The sequence below is a fragment of the Streptomyces sp. NPDC058691 genome, assembly GCF_042714775.1.
Taxonomy (GTDB): domain Bacteria; phylum Actinomycetota; class Actinomycetes; order Streptomycetales; family Streptomycetaceae; genus Actinacidiphila.
Genome location: NZ_JBHXSO010000052.1, coordinates 1 through 17,180, shown reverse-complemented (window position 1 = coordinate 17,180; position 17,180 = coordinate 1). Strand labels below are relative to the sequence as shown.

Below are 17,180 nucleotides of genomic sequence, written 5' to 3'. Positions count from 1 at the left end.
CAGGAAGGGGGGCTTCAAGGAAGGTTGGTTCCTGTGACGTCAGCACCGACGCCGCAGTCATCTGCGGGCCTGGACACGGTGGCGGCCGCCGTCGAAGACCTGCGTGCCGGCCGGCCCGTCATCGTGGTGGATGACGCGGACCGCGAGAACGAGGGCGATCTGGTCATGGCGGCCCAGTTCGCGACCGCGGAGGCCATGGGGTTCTTCGTCCGGTTCACCGGCGGCCTGATCTGCGCGCCCATGGCGCCGGAGATCGCCGATGCCCTGGAATTGCCGCTGATGGTCCCGGCCGGACCGGGCTTCGGCACGCCGGCCTTCACCGTGTCCGTGGACGCGGCCGGTGTCGGGTCAGGGATCTCCGCCGCGGACCGCGCCCTGACCGCGCGGACGCTGGCCGCCCCGGCGACCCGCCCCGACATGCTGATCCGGCCCGGGCACGTGTTCCCGCTGCGCGCCCGGCCCCGGGGCATCGCCGAACGGCGCGGCCACACCGAAGCCACCGTCGACCTGCTGCGTCTGGCCGGGCTGTCACCGGTCGGAATGATCAGTGAGGTGTGCACGGACGACGGCTCGGTCGCCGGGCCCGACCGGCTGCGCGCCTTCGCCGGCGAGCACGGCCTGACGCTCGTCTCGATCGAGCAGTTGTCGACCCGGCTGCGGCTCGCCGGCGCCGCGACGGCGTGACCGGTGCACCGCGCAACGATCTTCGACCTCGACGACACGCTGGTCGACAGCGGCGACGCATGGGCACGTGTCTGTGCCGCGTTCGCCGCCCGTCACGGCCACCACTGGGGGCCGGAGGACGACACGGCCCTGCACGGCAACGGTGACTGGGCGACGTTCGTCGCCGGCCTGTGCGGCGGAGCGGCCAGCCCCGCGGAGGTCGTCGAGACCTGCACCACCGCGATGACCGGAGAAGTCGCCGCGGGCCGTGTCCAGGCACTGCCCGGGGCGGTCGACCTGGTACTGGAGGCCGGACGTCACGGGCCCGTCGGACTGGCCACGGCCAGCCCGCGCCGCTACGTCCTGGCCTTCCTCGACAAGCTCGGCCTGGCGGGACGGTTGCGTGCGGTCGTGTGCGGCGAGGACACGGCCCGGGGCAAGCCCGCACCCGACGCCTACGTGCTCGCCGCCGCCGGGATCGGCGTCCCGCCGTCCGACTGCCTGGCCGTCGAGGACTCCCCCAACGGCATCCGTTCGGCGACCGCCGCCGGTATGCCCGTCCTCGCGATCCCACGCGGCGGCACATCGCTCCCGGCCGCCGTCGCCCACCTGCCCGTCGCACAAGCCCCCGACGCCGCGGCGGCGTTGCCCCTCCTGAACCGGCTCCTGACCCCCCGCCCCGGACCCCTGGTCCACGAACGCCTGGCCTGAGACAGCCACCCGGCACCGGAACGGGGCCCACGCCCCGGTCCGGTGCCGGAACGCTGCCGGCGAACGGCGCAGCCGTGGACGACGTGGGTAGGCTGACCGGGTGATCGAGGTTCGCCATGCCCGTCCGGACGACGGTGACACGCTCGGCGAGATCCACGCCACGGCATGGGAGGCGTCCCATGCCCCCTTCTTCGAGGCCGAGTTCGCCGCGGACGCCGTTCGGAGCAGGCGTACACGGTGGCATGAGCGGATCGCCGAAGGAGCCGGGACGATCCTGCTCGCGGAACGGGACGGTCACCCCCTGGCGCTGTGCTGGCTCCGGCCCTCCGCGACGCGGCCGGGTCTGGGAGAGATCTTCAGCTTCTACTGCCACCCCGACGGATGGGGCAGCGGCGTCGCGGGCGCCCTGATGACCGAGGCGCTGCGCCGGCTGGGCGACGACGGCTTCCCCCGGGTGCATCTGTGGACGCTGCGGGACACCCCGCAGTCCCGCCGCTTCTACGTCAAGTGCGGCTTCACCGAGTCGGGCAGCACACGCGCGTACGACTACGGCGACGGCGATCCCATCGACCAGGTGGAGTACGAACGAGCCTGCCGACCAGGCGGAGGCGGACACGGAGACGAGTCCGAACGGTAAATCCCTGCGGTCCCCTCCGCCATCACGTAAGCTGGGTTCACCGACGCGGGGTGGAGCAGCTCGGTAGCTCGCTGGGCTCATAACCCAGAGGTCGCGTGGTTCAAATCCCGCCCCCGCTACGAACGTTCGGCCCCCTCCGACATCACGTCGGAGGGGGCCGTCGACGTTGACGACGTCAACGGGCTCCGTGAACAGCGGGCGGCGCCCGATCGAGCGGAACGGCGAGGCATCCGTGACCCGAGAGCTGTACAACGTCCGGCTGGTGCCCGCGGAGGACGCCCCCACACCGTTGACGGACGAGGAGGAACAGCGTGCGCGGACCACGCTCTTCCACGACCTGGGGCGCGTGATCGGCGACCGCGGCTGGGTGCGCTTCCCCGCCTATTCGCGGGAGGAGCGGCGACGGCTGGTCGCCGTCGCCCAGCGTCTGAGCGCCCATTGGGGTTGCGAGGTCCGGGTCGAGGCCGAGGACCACTGCGCCCTGCGGCTCTTCCTGCCCGGTCACGGCCCGCAGGCACCCGGACCGTCCGTCCCGCCCTCCTGACGGACCGCGGCACTCAGCGCAGCGACTCGGGCAGTTCCTCCCGGTGGACGATGCCCAGGCGTTGCGTGGCCCGGGTCAGTGCCACGTACAGGTCGCTGGTCCCGAACCGCCCCGGCTCCACGACCAGGACGTGGTCGAACTCCAGGCCCTTGGCCTCACGCGGGCCCAGCAGCACCACCGGCAGGGTCAGATCGGGCTCGGCGCCGGCCGTGACCCCGTCGAGCCGCGCGGCGATCTCCTCGTGCAGCTCACGCGGTGCGATCACCGCCAGGCGCCCCTGCTCGGGCGTCAGTTCCGTGACGGCCCGGGCCACCGTGCCCGCCAGATCCGCGCCGGCATCCCGGGTCCACGGCTTCTCCCCGGTGGAGCGCACCGACCCGGGCGGCTCGAACGAGGGGTCCTTCGCCCGCACCACCCTGGCGGCGAGCTCCATGATCTCCGCGGGCGTACGGTAGTTGACCCCCAGCCTGACGTGCTCGAAGCGGTCGCCGACGTACGGCTCCAGGATCTTCTCCCAGGAGCCGACGCCCGCCTCCTCCGAGGTCTGCGCCGGGTCACCGACCAGGGTCAGCGAGCGGGTCGGTGACCGTCGCATCAGCAACCGCCAGGCCATCGGCGAGAGTTCCTGCGCCTCGTCGACGATGATGTGCCCGAACGCCCAGGTCCGGTCGGCGGCGGCCCGCTCGGCCGCGCTGCGGTGATCGGCCTCCTCGTGCCGCTCGGCCATGCGCTCGGCGTCGATGATGTCGTGGGCGGCCAGACGCTCGGACTCCTCGTCCTCGAACTCGTACGTCTCCGAACCCCGCGACAGCTCCAGGACGCCCTGCGCATACGCGACCCGCTCCTGCCGCTCGGCCTCGGCCGCGGCGCGGGCCGCGCTGTCGTCGGCCCCGAGAAGCTCGGCCGCCTCGTCCAGGAGCGGCACATCGGCCGGGGTCCACTCCCCCTCCCCGGGACCGCGCCGGATGGCCTCGGCGTCCTCCTGCGACAGGTACACCGGCTCTGCCAGATAGCCGGCCAGGAACTCCTCGGCGGTGAGCACCGGCCACAGCTCCGCGATGGCCGCGCGCACCTTCCCGCTCGCGGCGACGCCCTTGCCGAGCAGCGCGATGTCGTCGGCGCCGAGGAAGTTCGGGCCGCCGTACGGGTCCGCACCGATACGTTCGGCGAGCTGCGCGGTCAGGGCGTCGATCACGTGGAACGCGAAGTACGGACGCTCGAGGTTGTGCGGCAGCCGGGTCTCGCGGGCCGCTTCCCGGGCCTGGTAGGCGATCTCCCAGTCCAGGACGAGCTCCCCGTCGTCGTGCGCGATGATCACCGGCGCGCCGGGCTCGGGCAGCCGCTGCCGGTCGCGTACGGCCATGGCGAGGACCTCGGCCATCCCCGCCCCGCCCTTGACGGCGGCCGCACGAGGGGAGTCGGTGCCGCGGGCGTGGACGCCGGGGAAGAGCTCGGCCTGCGTGGCCAGCATGACGCCGGTCTCGCCCAGGGCCGGCAGCACTTCGCCGATGTAGCCGAGGAAGGCCGCGTTGGGACCCACGACCAGCACCGCGCGCTTGGCCAGCAGCTCACGGTGCTCGTACAGCAGGTAGGCCGCGCGGTGCAGAGCGACCGCCGTCTTGCCCGTGCCGGGGCCGCCTTCCACCACGAGGACACCGCGGTGCGGAGCACGGATGATGCGGTCCTGTTCCGCCTGGATGGTCCGCACGATGTCGCCCATGCGGCCGGTGCGGGCGGCCCCCAGCGCGGCCAGCAGCACGGCGTCACCACTGGGGTCCTCGAAACCGCTGCGTTCGGCGTCGCCCAGATCCAGGATCTCGTCGTGCAACTCGGTCACCGTGCGGCCCTCGGTGGAGATGTGCCGGCGCCGGCGCAGATCCATCGGTGTGTGCCCGGTGGCCAGATAGAAAGGCCGGGCGACCGGCGCCCGCCAGTCGATCAGCAAGGGCGTGTGCTCGGCGTCGTCCTCGCGAATTCCGATACGGCCGATATGGTGCACGGCACCGTCGCGCAGATCAATGCGGCCGAAACACAGTGAGCCGTCCACCGCGTTCAGGGCCGCCAGCAGACCCGAGCGCTCGGCGACCAGCACATCACGTTCGAGACGGGCCTGCAGACCGTTCCCCACCGGGGTCAGCGCGTCCTCGACACCCTGCGACGCGACCCCGCGCAGCGTGTCGACGCGGTCGTAGACCCGGTCGATGAATTCCTGTTCCCTCTGCAATTCAGCGTCCCCGCGAGTTGACAAAACGGCTCCCTGCCCGATATGGTGTTCCAAGTGGCCCCCAGTGAGGGGCCTTTTCTGTTGGCGCACAGAACCACTCAATATACGTGACGAAATCCCCGCTCCGCAATTGTGGAGCGGGGATTTGCCGTACCCGCGGGCCTCCCGGCCCCGGACGGAAATCGCTTGGTGCCGGCCCCGGGAGGGCCCTAGTCTCGCGTGCATCGGCGTGTAGCTCAGCAGCAGAGCACCGGGCTCGGGACCCGGAGGGCGCAGGGGCGGAACCTGCCTCGCCGGCGTATGAACGATGACGCTGACCAGCAGCTTTCCGCCGGGTCGGGCGGATCCGCGAACTACGCGCAGGGCAGGCTGACACAGGCCTTCCTGACCGCGCTGACCCACCATGATCCCGAGACCCGGCGCCGTGCCGGGAGCCGCATCGAGCGCTGGCGGGCAGTGCTCGACGGGATGGCCGACGGGCGCCTGACCATCGGCTCGCGCACCCCCGTGGCCGGGCTGCCCGCCTGGGTGACCCCGCAGGTCCTGCGGGGTGGGTTCGCCACGCCCGACGCGAGCGCCGGGGGCCCACTGCTTCCGTACGAGCGTGAGGCCGCGCGCTCGGCCGGGGTGCCCGCCGACCGCTCGGCACTGTTCGCCTACTGCCTCACCGAGCAGGGACTGGACCGGCTGTACGGGCTGCTCTACAGCGGCCGCTACGAGCTCGCGGTGCCCGAGGAGGCCGCGCTGCTCACGGTGGCGTGGCTGGTGCGGGCCGGAGAGACGACCGCTGCCGTCGCCCTCGTGCGCGTCCTGGAACCATTCGCCGGACGGCTGCGCTTCACACCGCGGCCGACCGCCCTGCCCGCACCGGACCCCCGCTCGGTGCACCGGCGCACCGTCGGCGATGCGGGTGCGTCGCTGGCCCGTCGGCGGCCCAACGCCGCCGTCGAGACCCAGCGCGAGGCGCTGGCCGTCTGGCAGCCCTTCGCCGACGAACTCCTCGCGCACTGGCTGGAGACCGCCGGCGACGGCCGCGCGCTGGAGCAGGTCCCCGACGACGCCTGGCGGGAACGAGGCGCGGTGCTCCTGAGCCGCTACCAGGACCTGGCCGCGACCCACACCCGCTGCACCAAGCACCGCGACCCGAGGGAGAACCTGGGCATCCTGCGCGGCGCTCTGGAGGAGACCGTCGCCGGCCGGCCCCTGGATTCGCGTCGCCTCGGTCTGCTGCGGCACGCGGTGGAGTCCATGGTGCGCCGGCGCGGTCGTCCCGGCTCCGGCCGGCACACGCAACTGCGCGCCCGGCAAGCCGTCCAGGCGTCCCTCCCGTCGCACCATGCCCTGGCCCGGCTCGTCCTGCGCAGGCTGTCGACACTCCCCCAGGACATCGGCACGGCCGACACCGCACCGTTGATCGCGGGTGTCACAGCGCGCGAAGCGGACGAATGCGGCCTGCCCGCGGGAACGGCGATTCCGCCGGCGCTCCGGCGCGTCGTGGAGGCCGCGTTGAGCGCGCCGATCGGCACGCTCGTCGAACGCGGCGCGATCCCCTCGGCCGAGGTCCTGGCCGAACTGGTGCCGCAACTGGTCGCCGCGGCAAGCGCGCAGGCCTACCCCGACCCGGTGCTGCGCACCCTGACCGCAGCGAACTACCGGGCGTTCCGGAACCGCCGCTCGCTGCTCCTGCTCGACCTCGCCCATCAGGTGCGGGTCGAGGAACTGCCCTGGGTCCGGGCGGTGGCGGGTCATCGCGTCGCGGCGGAGGGCCGGGAACCGGCGCACATCGTCCTGCGGGAGCTGGGCGAACTGGCCGTGCAGGCGTTCCCCGGCACCCTTCTGCCGAACCCGCTGGTCCGCGAGCTGAGCGTGCTGGCCCGGCAGGCCGAGTCCGGTGCGCCGTTCGTCGAGGAGCTGGCCGCGGACATCTTCGAGGGCACCTTCACCCCGAAGTTCCTCGCGGCGGCGCGGGTCGCCGCGGAACTCCTCGGCGGCACCCTGTACGAGCGGTACTACGACATCGACTACCCGGCCGTCCGCAACCTCGCGATCACGGAGACGGGCAAGGCCCTCACCCGTGCCGGTGCCGGTGCCGGTGCCGGTGCCCAGCGGGCCGCCGGCTCGACCGCATTCGCCGAGCTGTGCGCCCAGCGGGCCGGCCGGGCCCGCACGGAGGGCTGGTCGGTGGCGGCCAACGGCACGATCATCGAACAGGCCCAGATACTCACCACGCACAATCTGGCCACCCTGGTCGGCCGGGTCGGCATCACACCCGAAGGGAGCTGGGAAGACCTGGCCCGCCGCTGCTTCACCACCGTGTGCCGCGTCACGGCCCGGATTCACAACAACCCGCGGCCGCTGCCCGCGATCAAGGACGCCGCCTACGCCTGGCGTCAGATGCTGTTCCACCTGTCGCTGTGCGACCCCGCTCCGCAGGCCCGCGTCATCGCCGGGCTGGACGAAGAGGCCGGCCGCCACCCCGCCCACGTCGCCGCCCGCCTCGCCCCCGCCCTGACCGGCCTGCGCCAAGCCGCGGCGGGCGGCACCGCGGGCAGCGGCACCGGACGCCGCTTCCTCGGCTGGACCGTCACCGACCACTGGATGCGATGACCGGGACCGGGACCGCCCACACCGGCGTCAGAGCGCGCGGCTGACACAGCGCTCTCCGGCTACGGTCCCGTCGCTTCCGGCGGTTGGCGCCTCGGGGGCCCGAGCCCCCGCAACCGATCGCGGTTTCCCGCCGTCCAGAACGGTGTGACTCATGCGCCCACAGCGACTCGACCGCCTCCTCGGTACCCGAACTGCCGTCACGGTGCTGTGCCATGGGAGGAGCCTGTGGGCTGCCGGGGCCGCGTGGTCGAGCCTTACGAACGCTGTCTGGAGCACCTGACCGACACCGACCGTGCCGCGTACATGGGCACGCTGGCACCCGGCAGCAGTGTGAGTCACGAGGGCACCACATTCACGCGGGAGTTGTTCGGCGAACTCCTGGCTGCCGTCGGCGACGCCGTGACCGGTCGGCCACGGTTCGGGCGAGCCGACTTCAGAGACGCCGGATTCGTCGACGACGTCGTCCTTGAGCGTGTGACGTTCGACGGCGATGCGCGGTTCGACGGAGCGGATTTCGCCGCACAGGCCTCCTTCAACCGCGTCGATTTCGGCGGTCATACGTCCTTCGACGGGACCGCGTTCCGAGGAGCCGTGAGCTTCAACGGCGTGCGGGTGTCCAGCTTCACCAGCTGGACGGGAATGGAGTGCGGCGCTCCCGCGGAGTTCGAGGAGATGACGTTCGAGGGGGCCGTCACGTTCGCCGAGACGCGGTTCCTCACGTCCGTGCGCTGGCACGACGTGACGTTCTCAGGAGCGGTCACCTTCGCTCGTGCGAGCCTCGGTTCTGAAGCCTACTTCGAGAAGATGACGTTCGCCGACAACGCGGCCTTCACCGGTCTGCAGCTGAACGACTTCGTCTACTTCCGGTCGGTCAAGTTCCACAAGGGTGCCTTCTTCGCGAAAGTCAACTTCCCTGGTGCGGTCGTCTTTTCCCAGGTCGAGTTCCGCCGGGAAGCCCAGTTCACGGAAGCGGTCTTCAACTCGACCACGCGATTCAGTTACTGCACCTTCCTGCACGTACCGGAGTTCAGCTGGGCACGGTTCCGCGGCGATGCCGTTTTCAGCAACGTCGTCTTCGCCGACGGCGCCAGATTCGAGTCGGCGACGTTCGAGGTGACCAGCCACCTCGGCCCCGTCGTGTGCCCCAGGACCTTTGATCTGTCCGGAGCGCGATTCCAGGGGCCCGCGCTGGTCACGGCGGCGGCCTCCGAGGTCAGGGCGCATCGTACGCACTGGTCGTCGACAGCGACTCTCCGCCTGCGGTACGCGACCGTCGACCTGGGTGACGCCGCCGCGGAGCTACCGATGACGGTGGCCGCCGGCCCGGCGCCCTTCACGCCCCTGGAGAACGCACACGCGCCGGCAGGGGACGCGAGCGTTCGGGTCGTGTCGATCCGCAGCGTCGACGCGGCACATCTCGTCCTCACGGATCTCGACCTGTCCGACTGTCAGTTCGCAGGCGCCGTCCACCTCGACCAGCTGCGCCTCGAAGGGCGATGCGTCTTTGCGACCCCGCCCTCCGGCATCCGCCGGCGCGGAAGGGGATTCGGGCGATGGACGTCGCGCCGCAGCCTGGCGGAGGAACACTACTGGCGTACGGCTCAGGGCAGAAGCGGCTGGAAAACGGCGCCCGGCGGTGGTGACGTGCCGGGACCGGCGACGGTCGCCCCGCTGTATCGCCAATTGCGAAAGTCCCTGGAAGACGGCAAGAACGAACCGGATGCAGCGGACTTCTACTACGGCGAGATGGAAATGCGCCGCAACGACCCGGGCCGGCCCCGCAGTGAACGCTGTCTCCTGGCCGTCTACTGGGCCCTTTCCGGGTATGGGCTGCGCGCCTCCAGAGCCGTCGGGTGGCTGTTGGGGGCGATGGCGACCACGGTCCTGGCGATGATGCTGTGGGGACTGGCCGCACAGGACGTGGACCCGGTGAGCCGTGGCACTGTCGACGGCCGGCGGGTCGAGCTGACGACGAGGACTCCCGCCCCGGTCAATCCCAGCGGGCCGTACTCGCGGCGGGTGTCCGGGGACCGGTTCGAGAGGTCGCTGCGGGTTGTCGTCAACTCGGTGGTGTTCCGGTCGTCCGAGCAGGGCCTGACGACCGCCGGCACCTACATCGAGATGACGTCCCGGGTGACGGAACCGATCCTCCTCGCTTTTGCCGCGCTGGCCGTTCGCAGTCGCGTCAAACGGTAGGGCCGGACCCGGGCCCGGACCCGGACGCGAACCGCAGCCGGCTCAGGCCGTGGGCTGGTGGGGGCCGGGCCGGGCGGCGGTCTCCTGGCTGAGGGTGTTCACCGCGTCCGGGTCGCGCCAGAAGGCCGTGAGCAGGTCGACGACGGCCGGCGCGGCTTCGAGCAGTGGAGCGACGTGCCCGGCGCCGGGCAGTACCGCCCAGCCGCCGCGGGGCAACCGGGCTGCGGCGGCGGCCGCGTTGTCCGGTGTCCAGGTCGCGTCGTCGGCGCCCGCGGCGAAGAGCGTGGGGGCGAGGACGGAGGCCAGGGCCGGGGTGAGGTCCGGCCGGTCGAGGCTCGCCGACCGGATGGCACGGGCCATCCCCCGCCGCTCGGGCCGGGTGAACGCCTCGGCGACAAGGGCGATCGCCTCCGGATCGGCACCCTCGCCCAGCAGCGCCGTGGTGAGGGCACCCAGCACGGGGCGCACCGGGCCGACGGCACGGTAGAGCGGGACCAGCATCGAGATCTGGCGTCGCTCCGGGGCGGTCAGCGCATGGACGGGCGTCCCGATGGTGGCGAGGCTGCGGCAGTGGCCGGGGTTCGCGGCGGCGAAGGTGATGCCGACGTGTCCGCCCCATGCGTTGCCGACCCAGTCCACGGGCTCGTCGATGCCGAGGTGTCCGAGCACGTCGAGCGCGGCGCCGGCGCAGTCGTCGAGCGTGAACGGGCCCTGCGGAGCGGCACTGTGGCCGTGGGCCGGGCCGTCGACGATCACCAGCCGGCGCGTGGCGGCCAGCGACTGCCGGACCCGCACCCAGGTGGTCGAGTCGACGAAGAGGCTGTGCCACAGCAGCGCCGGCGCGCCGGAGCCGATCGTCTCGACGCGCAGGGGCCCGAGCCGGGTGGGGACGGACGCGACTGCCCCAGGCGAAGGCCGGTCCATGGTGCCCTCCAAAAACGTTTCGGTAGCCGAAGTTTCGGTAACCGAAGTATCCTTGGGCGCTATGCCTTCGTCAAGCGATCTGCCAGTGGACCGTCTCGCCATCGGCCAGCTCCTGGTCCGCCTGCTCCGTGAGTTCCGGACCGAGATGTTCGCCCCGGCCGCCGAGCGGGGCTATGCCGATCTGCGTGAACCGCATCTGCAGATCTTCGGCAACGTCGGTGTCGACGGGATCCGCCTCACCGACCTCGCGGCACGGGCGCAGTTGAGCCTGGCGGCGACCTCGGAACTGGTCAACGAGCTGCAGGATCTCGGCTACCTGGAACGCCGGCCCGACCCCGGCGACCGGCGGGCGAAACTGATCTTCCCGACGAGGCGCGGCCGCCAGGCCCTCCACGACGCCGGCGGCCGGGTCGCCGAGATCGAGCGGCGCTGGTCCGACGCCGTGGGACCGGGGGACTTCACGGCGGCCTGCCGCACCCTGCAGCAACTCCTGGACGCCCTCACCAAGGCACAGGACGACGACGGGCCGGCGCCCACGTCGTGAGCGCCCGGCGTCGTCAGCGATCACACGGGGTCAGCGGGGGCTGCCGCCCCCCGCGAAGGGAACGTACGCCGGGTGGGACGCCTGCTCGCCTGCGGGGTGTCGCCACAGGCCCTGGGCCTGGAGCTTGGGCAGGACCCCCTCACCGAACCAGTACGCCTCCTCCAGGTGCGGGTAGCCGGAGAGGATGAACTCCTCGATGCCGAGGGCCTGGTACTCCTTGATGCGGTCGGCGACCTCGTCGTGGCTGCCGACCAGCGCGGTGCCCGCGCCGCCGCGCACCAGGCCGATCCCCGCCCACAGGTTGGGGTGGATCTCCAGGCGTTCGCGGCTCCCGCCGTGGTGCAGGGCGAGCATGCGCCGCTGCCCCTCGGACTCGCTGCGGGCCAGCCCCGCCTGGATGGCGGCGACGCTCTCCGGGTCGAAGCCGTCCAGCAGGCGGCCGGCCTCCGCCCAGGCCTGTTCCGCGGTGTCGCGGGTGATGACGTGCAGCCGGATGCCGAAACGCGGGGTGCGGCCCTGTTCCGCCGCCAGCCCCCGGATCCACGCGATCTTCTCGGCGACCTGCGCGGGCGGCTCGCCCCAGGTGAGGTAGACATCGGTGTACCGGGCGGCGATCTCGCCGGCCACCGGCGACGAGCCGCCGAAGTACACCTCGGGAACCGGATCGGGCACCTGGGCGAGCTTCGCGTTCTCGACCTGGAGGTGCTCACCGCGCAGGTCGACGGACTTGCCCTCCCACAGTCTCCGCACGATGTCGAGGAACTCACCGGTCCGGCGGTAGCGGGCGTCCTTGTCGAGGAAGTCGCCGTACGCCCGCTGCTCGTGGCTCTCGCCTCCCGTGACGACGTTGAGCAGCAGCCGTCCGCCGGTCTGGCGCTGGAAGGTGGACGCCATCTGCGCGGCCAGCGTCGGCGAGACGAAACCGGGCCGGAAGGCGACCAGGAACTTCAGCCGTTCGGTGTTCTGGCTGACCATGGCCGTGGTCAGCCACGCGTCCTCGCACCATGCACCGGTGGGCGTGAGCGCGCCGACGAATCCGAGGTCTTCGGCGGCCCGGGCGATCTGGCTCAGGTAGGCGACCGTCGGCGGCCGGTCGCGGCCGGACCGCGTGGCAGGGGTGCCGTGGCCGCCGCCGACGACGTGGCGGCTGTCGCCGTTGGTGGGCAGGAACCAGTGGAAGGTGAGGGACACGTGGGGTCTCCGATCGGGGTCGTCCGTCACAGCAGGCCGTGCCGGGGCGGCCTGGTGCCGTTCAGCACGTAGCGGCCGATGTGCTGGACCTTCCAACGGGCCGGGTCGTGCAGGGTGTGTGTGCGGGCGTCCCGCCAAAGGCGGTGCAGACCCAAGGAGTCGAGTGCCGACCGGGTGCCGGAGACCTCGAAGAGGGCGCTCGCGACCTCCACGGCGGCCTCGCCCGCCGTCACCTTGGCCGCGGCCACCGCGATCGACGCCTCGGCGGCCGAGTCGTCGGTCAGGTCGGCGAAGGCGGCGTCCACGGCCCTGGCCGCGGCGTCGAGCAGCGCGTCGGAGGCGCGGACCCGGATCGCGAGTTCGCCGAACCGCTGGATCAGCAGCGGGTCCTGGGCAGCGGTCTCGTGACCCTCGTCGACGCTCTCGAACCACGGGCGGCTCTTGGTGCGGACGAACTCCACCGCCTCCCCCAGCGCGCCGAAGGCGATGCCGGCGTCGATGGCGGCGTGCAGCAACTGGGCCACGGCACCGTGTAGTTGCGGGCCCTGGAAGGTGAGGTGGTGCGGCACGACCCGGTCCGCGGGGACGGGCACCGACTCCAGCCGGACGGTGCCACTGGCGGTCGTGCGCTGCCCCATGCCGTTCCAGTCGTCCACGACCGTCACACCGGGCGCGTCCCGCGGCACGTACGCCACGTGCAGGTTCTCGTCGTCGCCGCGGGCGAGGACCGGAATCCAGTCGGCGAACAGGGCGCCGGTGGAGTAGTGCTTGACCCCGTCGAGGACGTACGCACCGTCCGGGAGGCGCACGAGCCGCGTACGGATGTCCTGCACATGCTTGGTGCCCGCCTCGGACTGCGCGTTGCCGAACCGCTTCCCCCGCAGTACCTCGCCGAAGAAGAACTCCTTCTGCTCGGGCGTCCCCTGCCGGCGCAGCACGTTGACGTACGCGAAGTGGCTCTGCGGGATCTGGGCGAGGCTGGCGTCGGCGGCGGCGAGCAACCGGAAGACCCGGGCCAGCGTCTCCGCCCGGACGTCCGCGCCCCCGAACTCGGCGGGCACCGTCACCGCGAGCAGGCCGGAGGCGGACAGCCGCTCCAATTCCGCGTGCGGAAGCCGGCGCAGCGCGTCCCGTTCGGCGGCACCCTTGCGGAAGTCCGCGGCCAGCGCGGCCGCGACGGCGAGCGCTTCGGCGTCATCGGTGATCACGGTCGCGGCGCTCATGCGGTGGCCGCCAGCAGGGTGGGGCGCCCGCCGAGCGCGACCGAGAACTGGTCCGTGACCTGGGCCAGCGCCTCGGCCGTGGCCGGTGCGACGGTCAGCGTGCCGTCGTCGGCCACCGTGATGTCCTTGTCGAGGGTGAACCAGCCCTGCGTGATGTGCGCGGCGCCCATGGAACTCAGCACCGGGCGGAGCGCGTAGTCGATGGCCAGCACATGGGCGGTGGTGCCGCCGGTGGCCAGCGGGAGGACGGTCTTGCCCGCGAGCGCGTACTGCGGGAGCAGGTCGAGCAGCGCCTTCAGCAGCCCGGAGTAGGCCGCCTTGTAGACGGGGGTACCGATCACGACCCCGTCCGCGCGCCGGAACAAGCCGGCGGCCTCGACTATCGCGGGATGACCGATGTCGGCGTGCAACAGTGCCGCGGGCGGGAGCGTGCGGACGTCGAGCGGGATCACCTCATGGCCCTGGGCCGTGAGCCGGTCGTCCAGGTGGCGCAGCAGACGCGCGGTGCGCGAGGTGGCGGAGGGGCTTCCGGAGACGGACAGGACGGCGGCCATACGGACCTCTCACGGATGTCGGGTGGGTCGGCGAGTGGCGCTGCTGGTGAGGACGGGCCCGCGGCCCCGGCCGGCTCGGCGCGCCGCCGCTCACGTCGGGCGTCAGGCCGGCGAAACGGCGAAGGCGAACCATCGGGTGACCGGAGTTCAGGCACACCCAAGCGGCAAGTCCGGGCAGGACCTCATCAGGAGAAGTCGGCGCGCGTGCGAGGGTTTGCCCCGGGTGCGCTCAGGCCGGACGGCGACAGCAGGCGCTGGAGACACGCCCGAGATCTACGTGGCGTCGCCGCGTGAGCTCCTGTCGCTTCATGCCATCGATACAACCAGCGCGGAGTCCGGCCGGTCAAGAACGCCCGGAGGGGATTCCACATGCTGAGAGCCGCTGTTCACGAGGTCGTGACAAGGTTTCCCTCGAACTCGGCGCGAGCGGTCGGCAGTCTCCCGTCGTGTCCGTCGCGCAGCCGGAACGCATCGCCGGAAGCACCGCGTTTCCCGGTCCCAGGTGTGAGGACGGCCCGCAAGGGTATCCGCGCCAAAGTCCCGCAACAAAGGGCGTCTACACTCTCCCCGCAACGGCCGGCGCGACCGTGACCGAGAGCGGGCAGCTTCTGCCAGACCCGAAGGGTATTCGGCGTTTTGATACGGATAGACTCAGTTACCAAGCGGTACCCGGACGGCACGGTGGCGGTCGACCGGCTCTCACTCGAGATACCGGACCGCTCGATCACGGTTCTCGTGGGACCGTCGGGCTGTGGCAAGACCACCACGCTCCGCATGATCAACCGGATGGTCGAACCCAGCGACGGAACGATTCTCCTCGACGGCGTCGACATCCAGAAGCAACCCGTCAACACCCTTCGCCGGTCGATGGGTTACGTCATCCAGAACGCCGGGCTCTTCCAGCACCGCACCATCCTGGACAACATCGCCACCGTGCCCCGGCTGCTCGGCTGGGACAAGAAGCGCGCGCGGGCACGGGCGGCGGAACTCATGGAACGGGTCGGGCTCGACGCCGCGCTCGCCAAGCGGTACCCGTACCAGCTGTCGGGCGGTCAGCAGCAGCGCGTCGGCGTGGCGCGCGCGCTCGCCGCGGACCCGCCGGTGCTGCTGATGGACGAGCCCTTCTCCGCCGTCGACCCCGTGGTCCGCAAGGGCCTTCAGGACGAACTGCTGCGGATCCAGGACGAACTGGGCAAGACCATCGTCTTCGTCACCCACGACATCGACGAGGCCATCAAGCTGGGCACGACGGTCGCGGTACTGCGCACCGGCGGCAAGCTCGCCCAGTTCGCGCCGCCCGCGGAACTGCTGTCCGCCCCCGCTGACGAATTCGTCGAGGACTTCCTCGGCACCGACCGCGGCATCCGGCGGCTGTCCTTCTTCTCCTCCTCGAGGCTGGAGCTGAGGACCGAGCCCGTCGTCGCCGTGGACTCCGGCGCCGAGCAGATCGCCGCCCGCGCCACCGCGGACGTGCCCTACCTCCTCGTCACCGATCTGGACGGCCGGCCGCTGGGCTGGAGCGAGCCCGGGCGACTGACCGCGGGCGCGGTCGATCCCGGCCGCCTCCTGTCCTACGGGCGGCCGTTCGAGCACGGCAAGGAGTCGCTGCGGGCCGCGCTCGACGGCGCGGTGCTGTCGCCGACCGGCTGGGCCGTCGGCGTGGACAGCACCGGCCGGGTCGTCGGCGTCGTCTCGCAGCAGGCCATCGGCGTGGCCATCCGCAGCGCCCACGCCGAGGTCCAGGAGGACGGCGAGGGCCGTACGGCCGGTCAGGTCCGCGCCGAGGCCGAGGCCGCCGGATGAGCGGCTTCTTCGACATCCCGAGCGACCTCCAGCACAGCTGGTTCGGCCTGATCGGACTGCATCTGCGCGAGGCCCTGCTGCCGGTGCTGGCGGCGCTGGTGATCAGCCTGCCCATCGCGCAGCTCTGCGTCCGGTACCGCTGGGTCTACGCCCCCACGCTGGGTGTGACGACCGTGCTGTACGCCATCCCGTCGCTGGCCTTCTTCGTCGTCCTCATCGACTACACCGGCCAGACCGAACTCACCGTGATGATCCCGCTCGCCGTCTACAGCCTGGTCGTGCTGGTGCCGGCCATCGTCGACGGCGTCCGCTCGGTGCCGCAGGAGACCTTGGCCGCGGCCACGGCCATGGGCTTCGGACCCGTACGCCGTTACGTCCAGGTGCAGTTGCCCATCGCGGTGCCGGCGATCATCGCGGGGCTCCGGGTGGCGGCCGTCTCCAGCATCAGCCTCGTCAGCGTCGGCATGCTGATCGGCAACCAGGGCGCGCTGGGCAATCTGCTCAACGACGCGCAGATCTACCACCGGCCCGAGCTCGCGGTGAACTCCGTGGTGACGACGGCCGTGCTGGCGGTCGTGGTCGACGCGGTCCTCGTCGCCCTGCGCCTGCTGCTCACCCCCTGGATGCCGAAGGAGAGCGCGGCCCGGTGAACGTACTGCACTTCATCCACGTCTTCTTCAGCGACAGCGCCCACTGGCACGGCTACGACGGCATCCCCACCCGCGTCGTGGAGCACATCCAGTACTCCCTGGAGGCGCTCGCCCTCGCCGCCGTCATCGGACTGCCGATCGGGCTGGTCACCGGACACTACGGACGCGGTGGCAACACCCTGGCGATGACCGCCACGGCCGCCCGGGCACTGCCCACCTTCGGCCTGCTGGTGCTGGTGGTCACCTGGCTGGGCTTCGGCCTGGGGCCCGTGATGATCCCGCTGGTCGTGCTCGCCGTCCCGCCGATCCTGGTCACCACCTACGAGGCGGTCCGCTCCGTCGATCCCTCGTCGGTCGACGCGGCGCGGGGCACGGGCATGGAGGAGTCGCGGATCCTCTTCCATGTGGAGCTCCCGGCCGCGCTGCCGCTGATCCTGAGCGGACTGCGCTCGGCCGCCATCCAGATCGTCTCCACGGCCACCATCGCCGCGTACGTGGGCCTCGGCGGGCTCGGCCGGTACATCATCGACGGCCTCTACCAGCGCAACTACGAGAAGGTCGTGGGCGGCGCCACGCTGGTGGCCGTGATGGCGCTGGCGACGCTCGCGGTGTTCTGGGCGATCGCCCGGCTCACGGTGTCCCCGGGGGTGCGCCGCCCCGCCTGACACCCGCGGCGGCACGGACGGGCGGGCCCGGAGCGATTCTCCAT

General features: G+C 71.9%; 16 protein-coding genes and 2 tRNA genes. 12 read left to right on the top strand and 6 right to left on the bottom strand.

The features are described 5' to 3' along the window. Positions 1-33: 33 nt before the first annotated feature. From ribB to ACFWVC_RS29810, 5 genes are all read left to right on the top strand, one after another. Complete coding sequence (gene ribB / locus ACFWVC_RS29830) at positions 34-684, top strand: 3,4-dihydroxy-2-butanone-4-phosphate synthase (protein ID WP_384293915.1); 651 nt, start codon at positions 34-36, stop codon at positions 682-684. Positions 685-687: 3 nt separating this feature from the next. Then, the gene (locus tag ACFWVC_RS29825; RefSeq protein ID WP_384293909.1) at positions 688-1,374 is read left to right on the top strand and encodes an HAD family hydrolase; all 687 of its coding nucleotides are present in this window, start codon (positions 688-690) and stop codon (positions 1,372-1,374) included. Between the two features lie 100 nt (positions 1,375-1,474). Then, complete coding sequence (locus ACFWVC_RS29820; RefSeq protein ID WP_384293902.1) at positions 1,475-2,011, top strand: GNAT family N-acetyltransferase; 537 nt, start codon at positions 1,475-1,477, stop codon at positions 2,009-2,011. A gap of 44 nt (positions 2,012-2,055) precedes the next feature. Next, positions 2,056-2,130 (top strand) — tRNA-Met (locus tag ACFWVC_RS29815). Between the two features lie 113 nt (positions 2,131-2,243). Continuing rightward, positions 2,244-2,555, top strand: a complete 312-nt coding sequence (locus ACFWVC_RS29810) for a hypothetical protein (RefSeq protein ID WP_384293896.1) — start codon at positions 2,244-2,246, stop codon at positions 2,553-2,555. Between the two features lie 13 nt (positions 2,556-2,568). Here ACFWVC_RS29810 and ACFWVC_RS29805 read toward each other — a convergent pair whose 3' ends face one another. Then, positions 2,569-4,779, bottom strand: coding sequence for a HelD family protein (locus ACFWVC_RS29805; RefSeq protein WP_384293893.1), 2,211 nt, complete (start codon positions 4,777-4,779; stop codon positions 2,569-2,571). Between the two features lie 225 nt (positions 4,780-5,004). On the opposite strand from ACFWVC_RS29805, the gene ACFWVC_RS29800 reads away from it, so the two are divergent. From ACFWVC_RS29800 to ACFWVC_RS29790, 3 genes are all read left to right on the top strand, one after another. After that, positions 5,005-5,076 (top strand) — tRNA-Pro (locus ACFWVC_RS29800). A gap of 3 nt (positions 5,077-5,079) precedes the next feature. Further along, positions 5,080-7,386, top strand: coding sequence for a hypothetical protein (locus ACFWVC_RS29795; protein WP_384293887.1), 2,307 nt, complete (start codon positions 5,080-5,082; stop codon positions 7,384-7,386). A gap of 243 nt (positions 7,387-7,629) precedes the next feature. Continuing rightward, positions 7,630-9,582 (top strand): pentapeptide repeat-containing protein, encoded by a 1,953-nt coding sequence (locus ACFWVC_RS29790; RefSeq protein WP_384293883.1) that lies wholly within the window; start codon positions 7,630-7,632, stop codon positions 9,580-9,582. Between the two features lie 42 nt (positions 9,583-9,624). On the opposite strand, the gene ACFWVC_RS29785 is transcribed toward ACFWVC_RS29790, so the two are convergent. After that, entirely contained in the window at positions 9,625-10,506 is an 882-nt protein-coding gene (locus ACFWVC_RS29785; protein ID WP_384293877.1) for an alpha/beta fold hydrolase, read from the bottom strand. Between the two features lie 61 nt (positions 10,507-10,567). On the opposite strand from ACFWVC_RS29785, the gene ACFWVC_RS29780 reads away from it, so the two are divergent. Continuing rightward, the gene (locus ACFWVC_RS29780) at positions 10,568-11,050 is read left to right on the top strand and encodes a MarR family winged helix-turn-helix transcriptional regulator (RefSeq protein ID WP_384293870.1); all 483 of its coding nucleotides are present in this window, start codon (positions 10,568-10,570) and stop codon (positions 11,048-11,050) included. Positions 11,051-11,080: 30 nt separating this feature from the next. On the opposite strand, the gene ACFWVC_RS29775 is transcribed toward ACFWVC_RS29780, so the two are convergent. From ACFWVC_RS29775 to ACFWVC_RS29760, 4 genes are all read right to left on the bottom strand, one after another. Continuing rightward, positions 11,081-12,241: an LLM class flavin-dependent oxidoreductase gene (locus ACFWVC_RS29775; RefSeq protein ID WP_384293861.1), complete on the bottom strand. Its 1,161-nt coding sequence runs from the start codon at positions 12,239-12,241 to the stop codon at positions 11,081-11,083. Positions 12,242-12,267: 26 nt separating this feature from the next. Further along, positions 12,268-13,464 (bottom strand): SfnB family sulfur acquisition oxidoreductase, encoded by a 1,197-nt coding sequence (locus tag ACFWVC_RS29770; protein WP_384293854.1) that lies wholly within the window; start codon positions 13,462-13,464, stop codon positions 12,268-12,270. After that, positions 13,461-14,018 carry an NADPH-dependent FMN reductase gene (gene ssuE / locus ACFWVC_RS29765; RefSeq protein ID WP_384293846.1) on the bottom strand — a complete coding sequence of 186 codons (558 nt, stop codon included), beginning with the start codon at positions 14,016-14,018 and terminating at the stop codon, positions 13,461-13,463. The genes ACFWVC_RS29770 and ssuE overlap by 4 nt, the downstream gene beginning before the upstream one ends. A gap of 229 nt (positions 14,019-14,247) precedes the next feature. Next, entirely contained in the window at positions 14,248-14,328 is an 81-nt protein-coding gene (locus tag ACFWVC_RS29760; protein WP_384294027.1) for a putative leader peptide, read from the bottom strand. A 326-nt stretch (positions 14,329-14,654) separates the two neighbouring features. Between ACFWVC_RS29760 and ACFWVC_RS29755 the strand changes: the two genes are divergently transcribed. From ACFWVC_RS29755 to ACFWVC_RS29745, 3 genes are read left to right on the top strand one after another with little or no spacing between them, the layout of a single operon-like run. Next, positions 14,655-15,821 carry an ABC transporter ATP-binding protein gene (locus ACFWVC_RS29755; RefSeq protein WP_384293839.1) on the top strand — a complete coding sequence of 389 codons (1,167 nt, stop codon included), beginning with the start codon at positions 14,655-14,657 and terminating at the stop codon, positions 15,819-15,821. Then, entirely contained in the window at positions 15,818-16,471 is a 654-nt protein-coding gene (locus ACFWVC_RS29750) for an ABC transporter permease (RefSeq protein WP_384293834.1), read from the top strand. Before ACFWVC_RS29755 ends, ACFWVC_RS29750 begins: the two co-directional genes overlap by 4 nt. After that, positions 16,468-17,136: an ABC transporter permease gene (locus ACFWVC_RS29745; protein ID WP_384293829.1), complete on the top strand. Its 669-nt coding sequence runs from the start codon at positions 16,468-16,470 to the stop codon at positions 17,134-17,136. Before ACFWVC_RS29750 ends, ACFWVC_RS29745 begins: the two co-directional genes overlap by 4 nt. Positions 17,137-17,180 lie beyond the last annotated feature (44 nt).

Bases quoted from the DNA above. Each gene is read 5' to 3' on its own strand.
- ACFWVC_RS29770 (WP_384293854.1), bottom strand. From the start codon at position 13,464: ATGAGCGCCGCGACCGTGATCACCGATGACGCCGAAGCGCTCGCCGTC.
- ACFWVC_RS29795 (WP_384293887.1), top strand. From the start codon at position 5,080: ATGAACGATGACGCTGACCAGCAGCTTTCCGCCGGGTCGGGCGGATCC.
- ACFWVC_RS29780 (WP_384293870.1), top strand. From the start codon at position 10,568: ATGCCTTCGTCAAGCGATCTGCCAGTGGACCGTCTCGCCATCGGCCAG.
- ssuE (WP_384293846.1), bottom strand. From the start codon at position 14,018: ATGGCCGCCGTCCTGTCCGTCTCCGGAAGCCCCTCCGCCACCTCGCGC.
- ACFWVC_RS29760 (WP_384294027.1), bottom strand. From the start codon at position 14,328: ATGAAGCGACAGGAGCTCACGCGGCGACGCCACGTAGATCTCGGGCGT.
- ACFWVC_RS29785 (WP_384293877.1), bottom strand. From the start codon at position 10,506: ATGGACCGGCCTTCGCCTGGGGCAGTCGCGTCCGTCCCCACCCGGCTC.
- ACFWVC_RS29750 (WP_384293834.1), top strand. From the start codon at position 15,818: ATGAGCGGCTTCTTCGACATCCCGAGCGACCTCCAGCACAGCTGGTTC.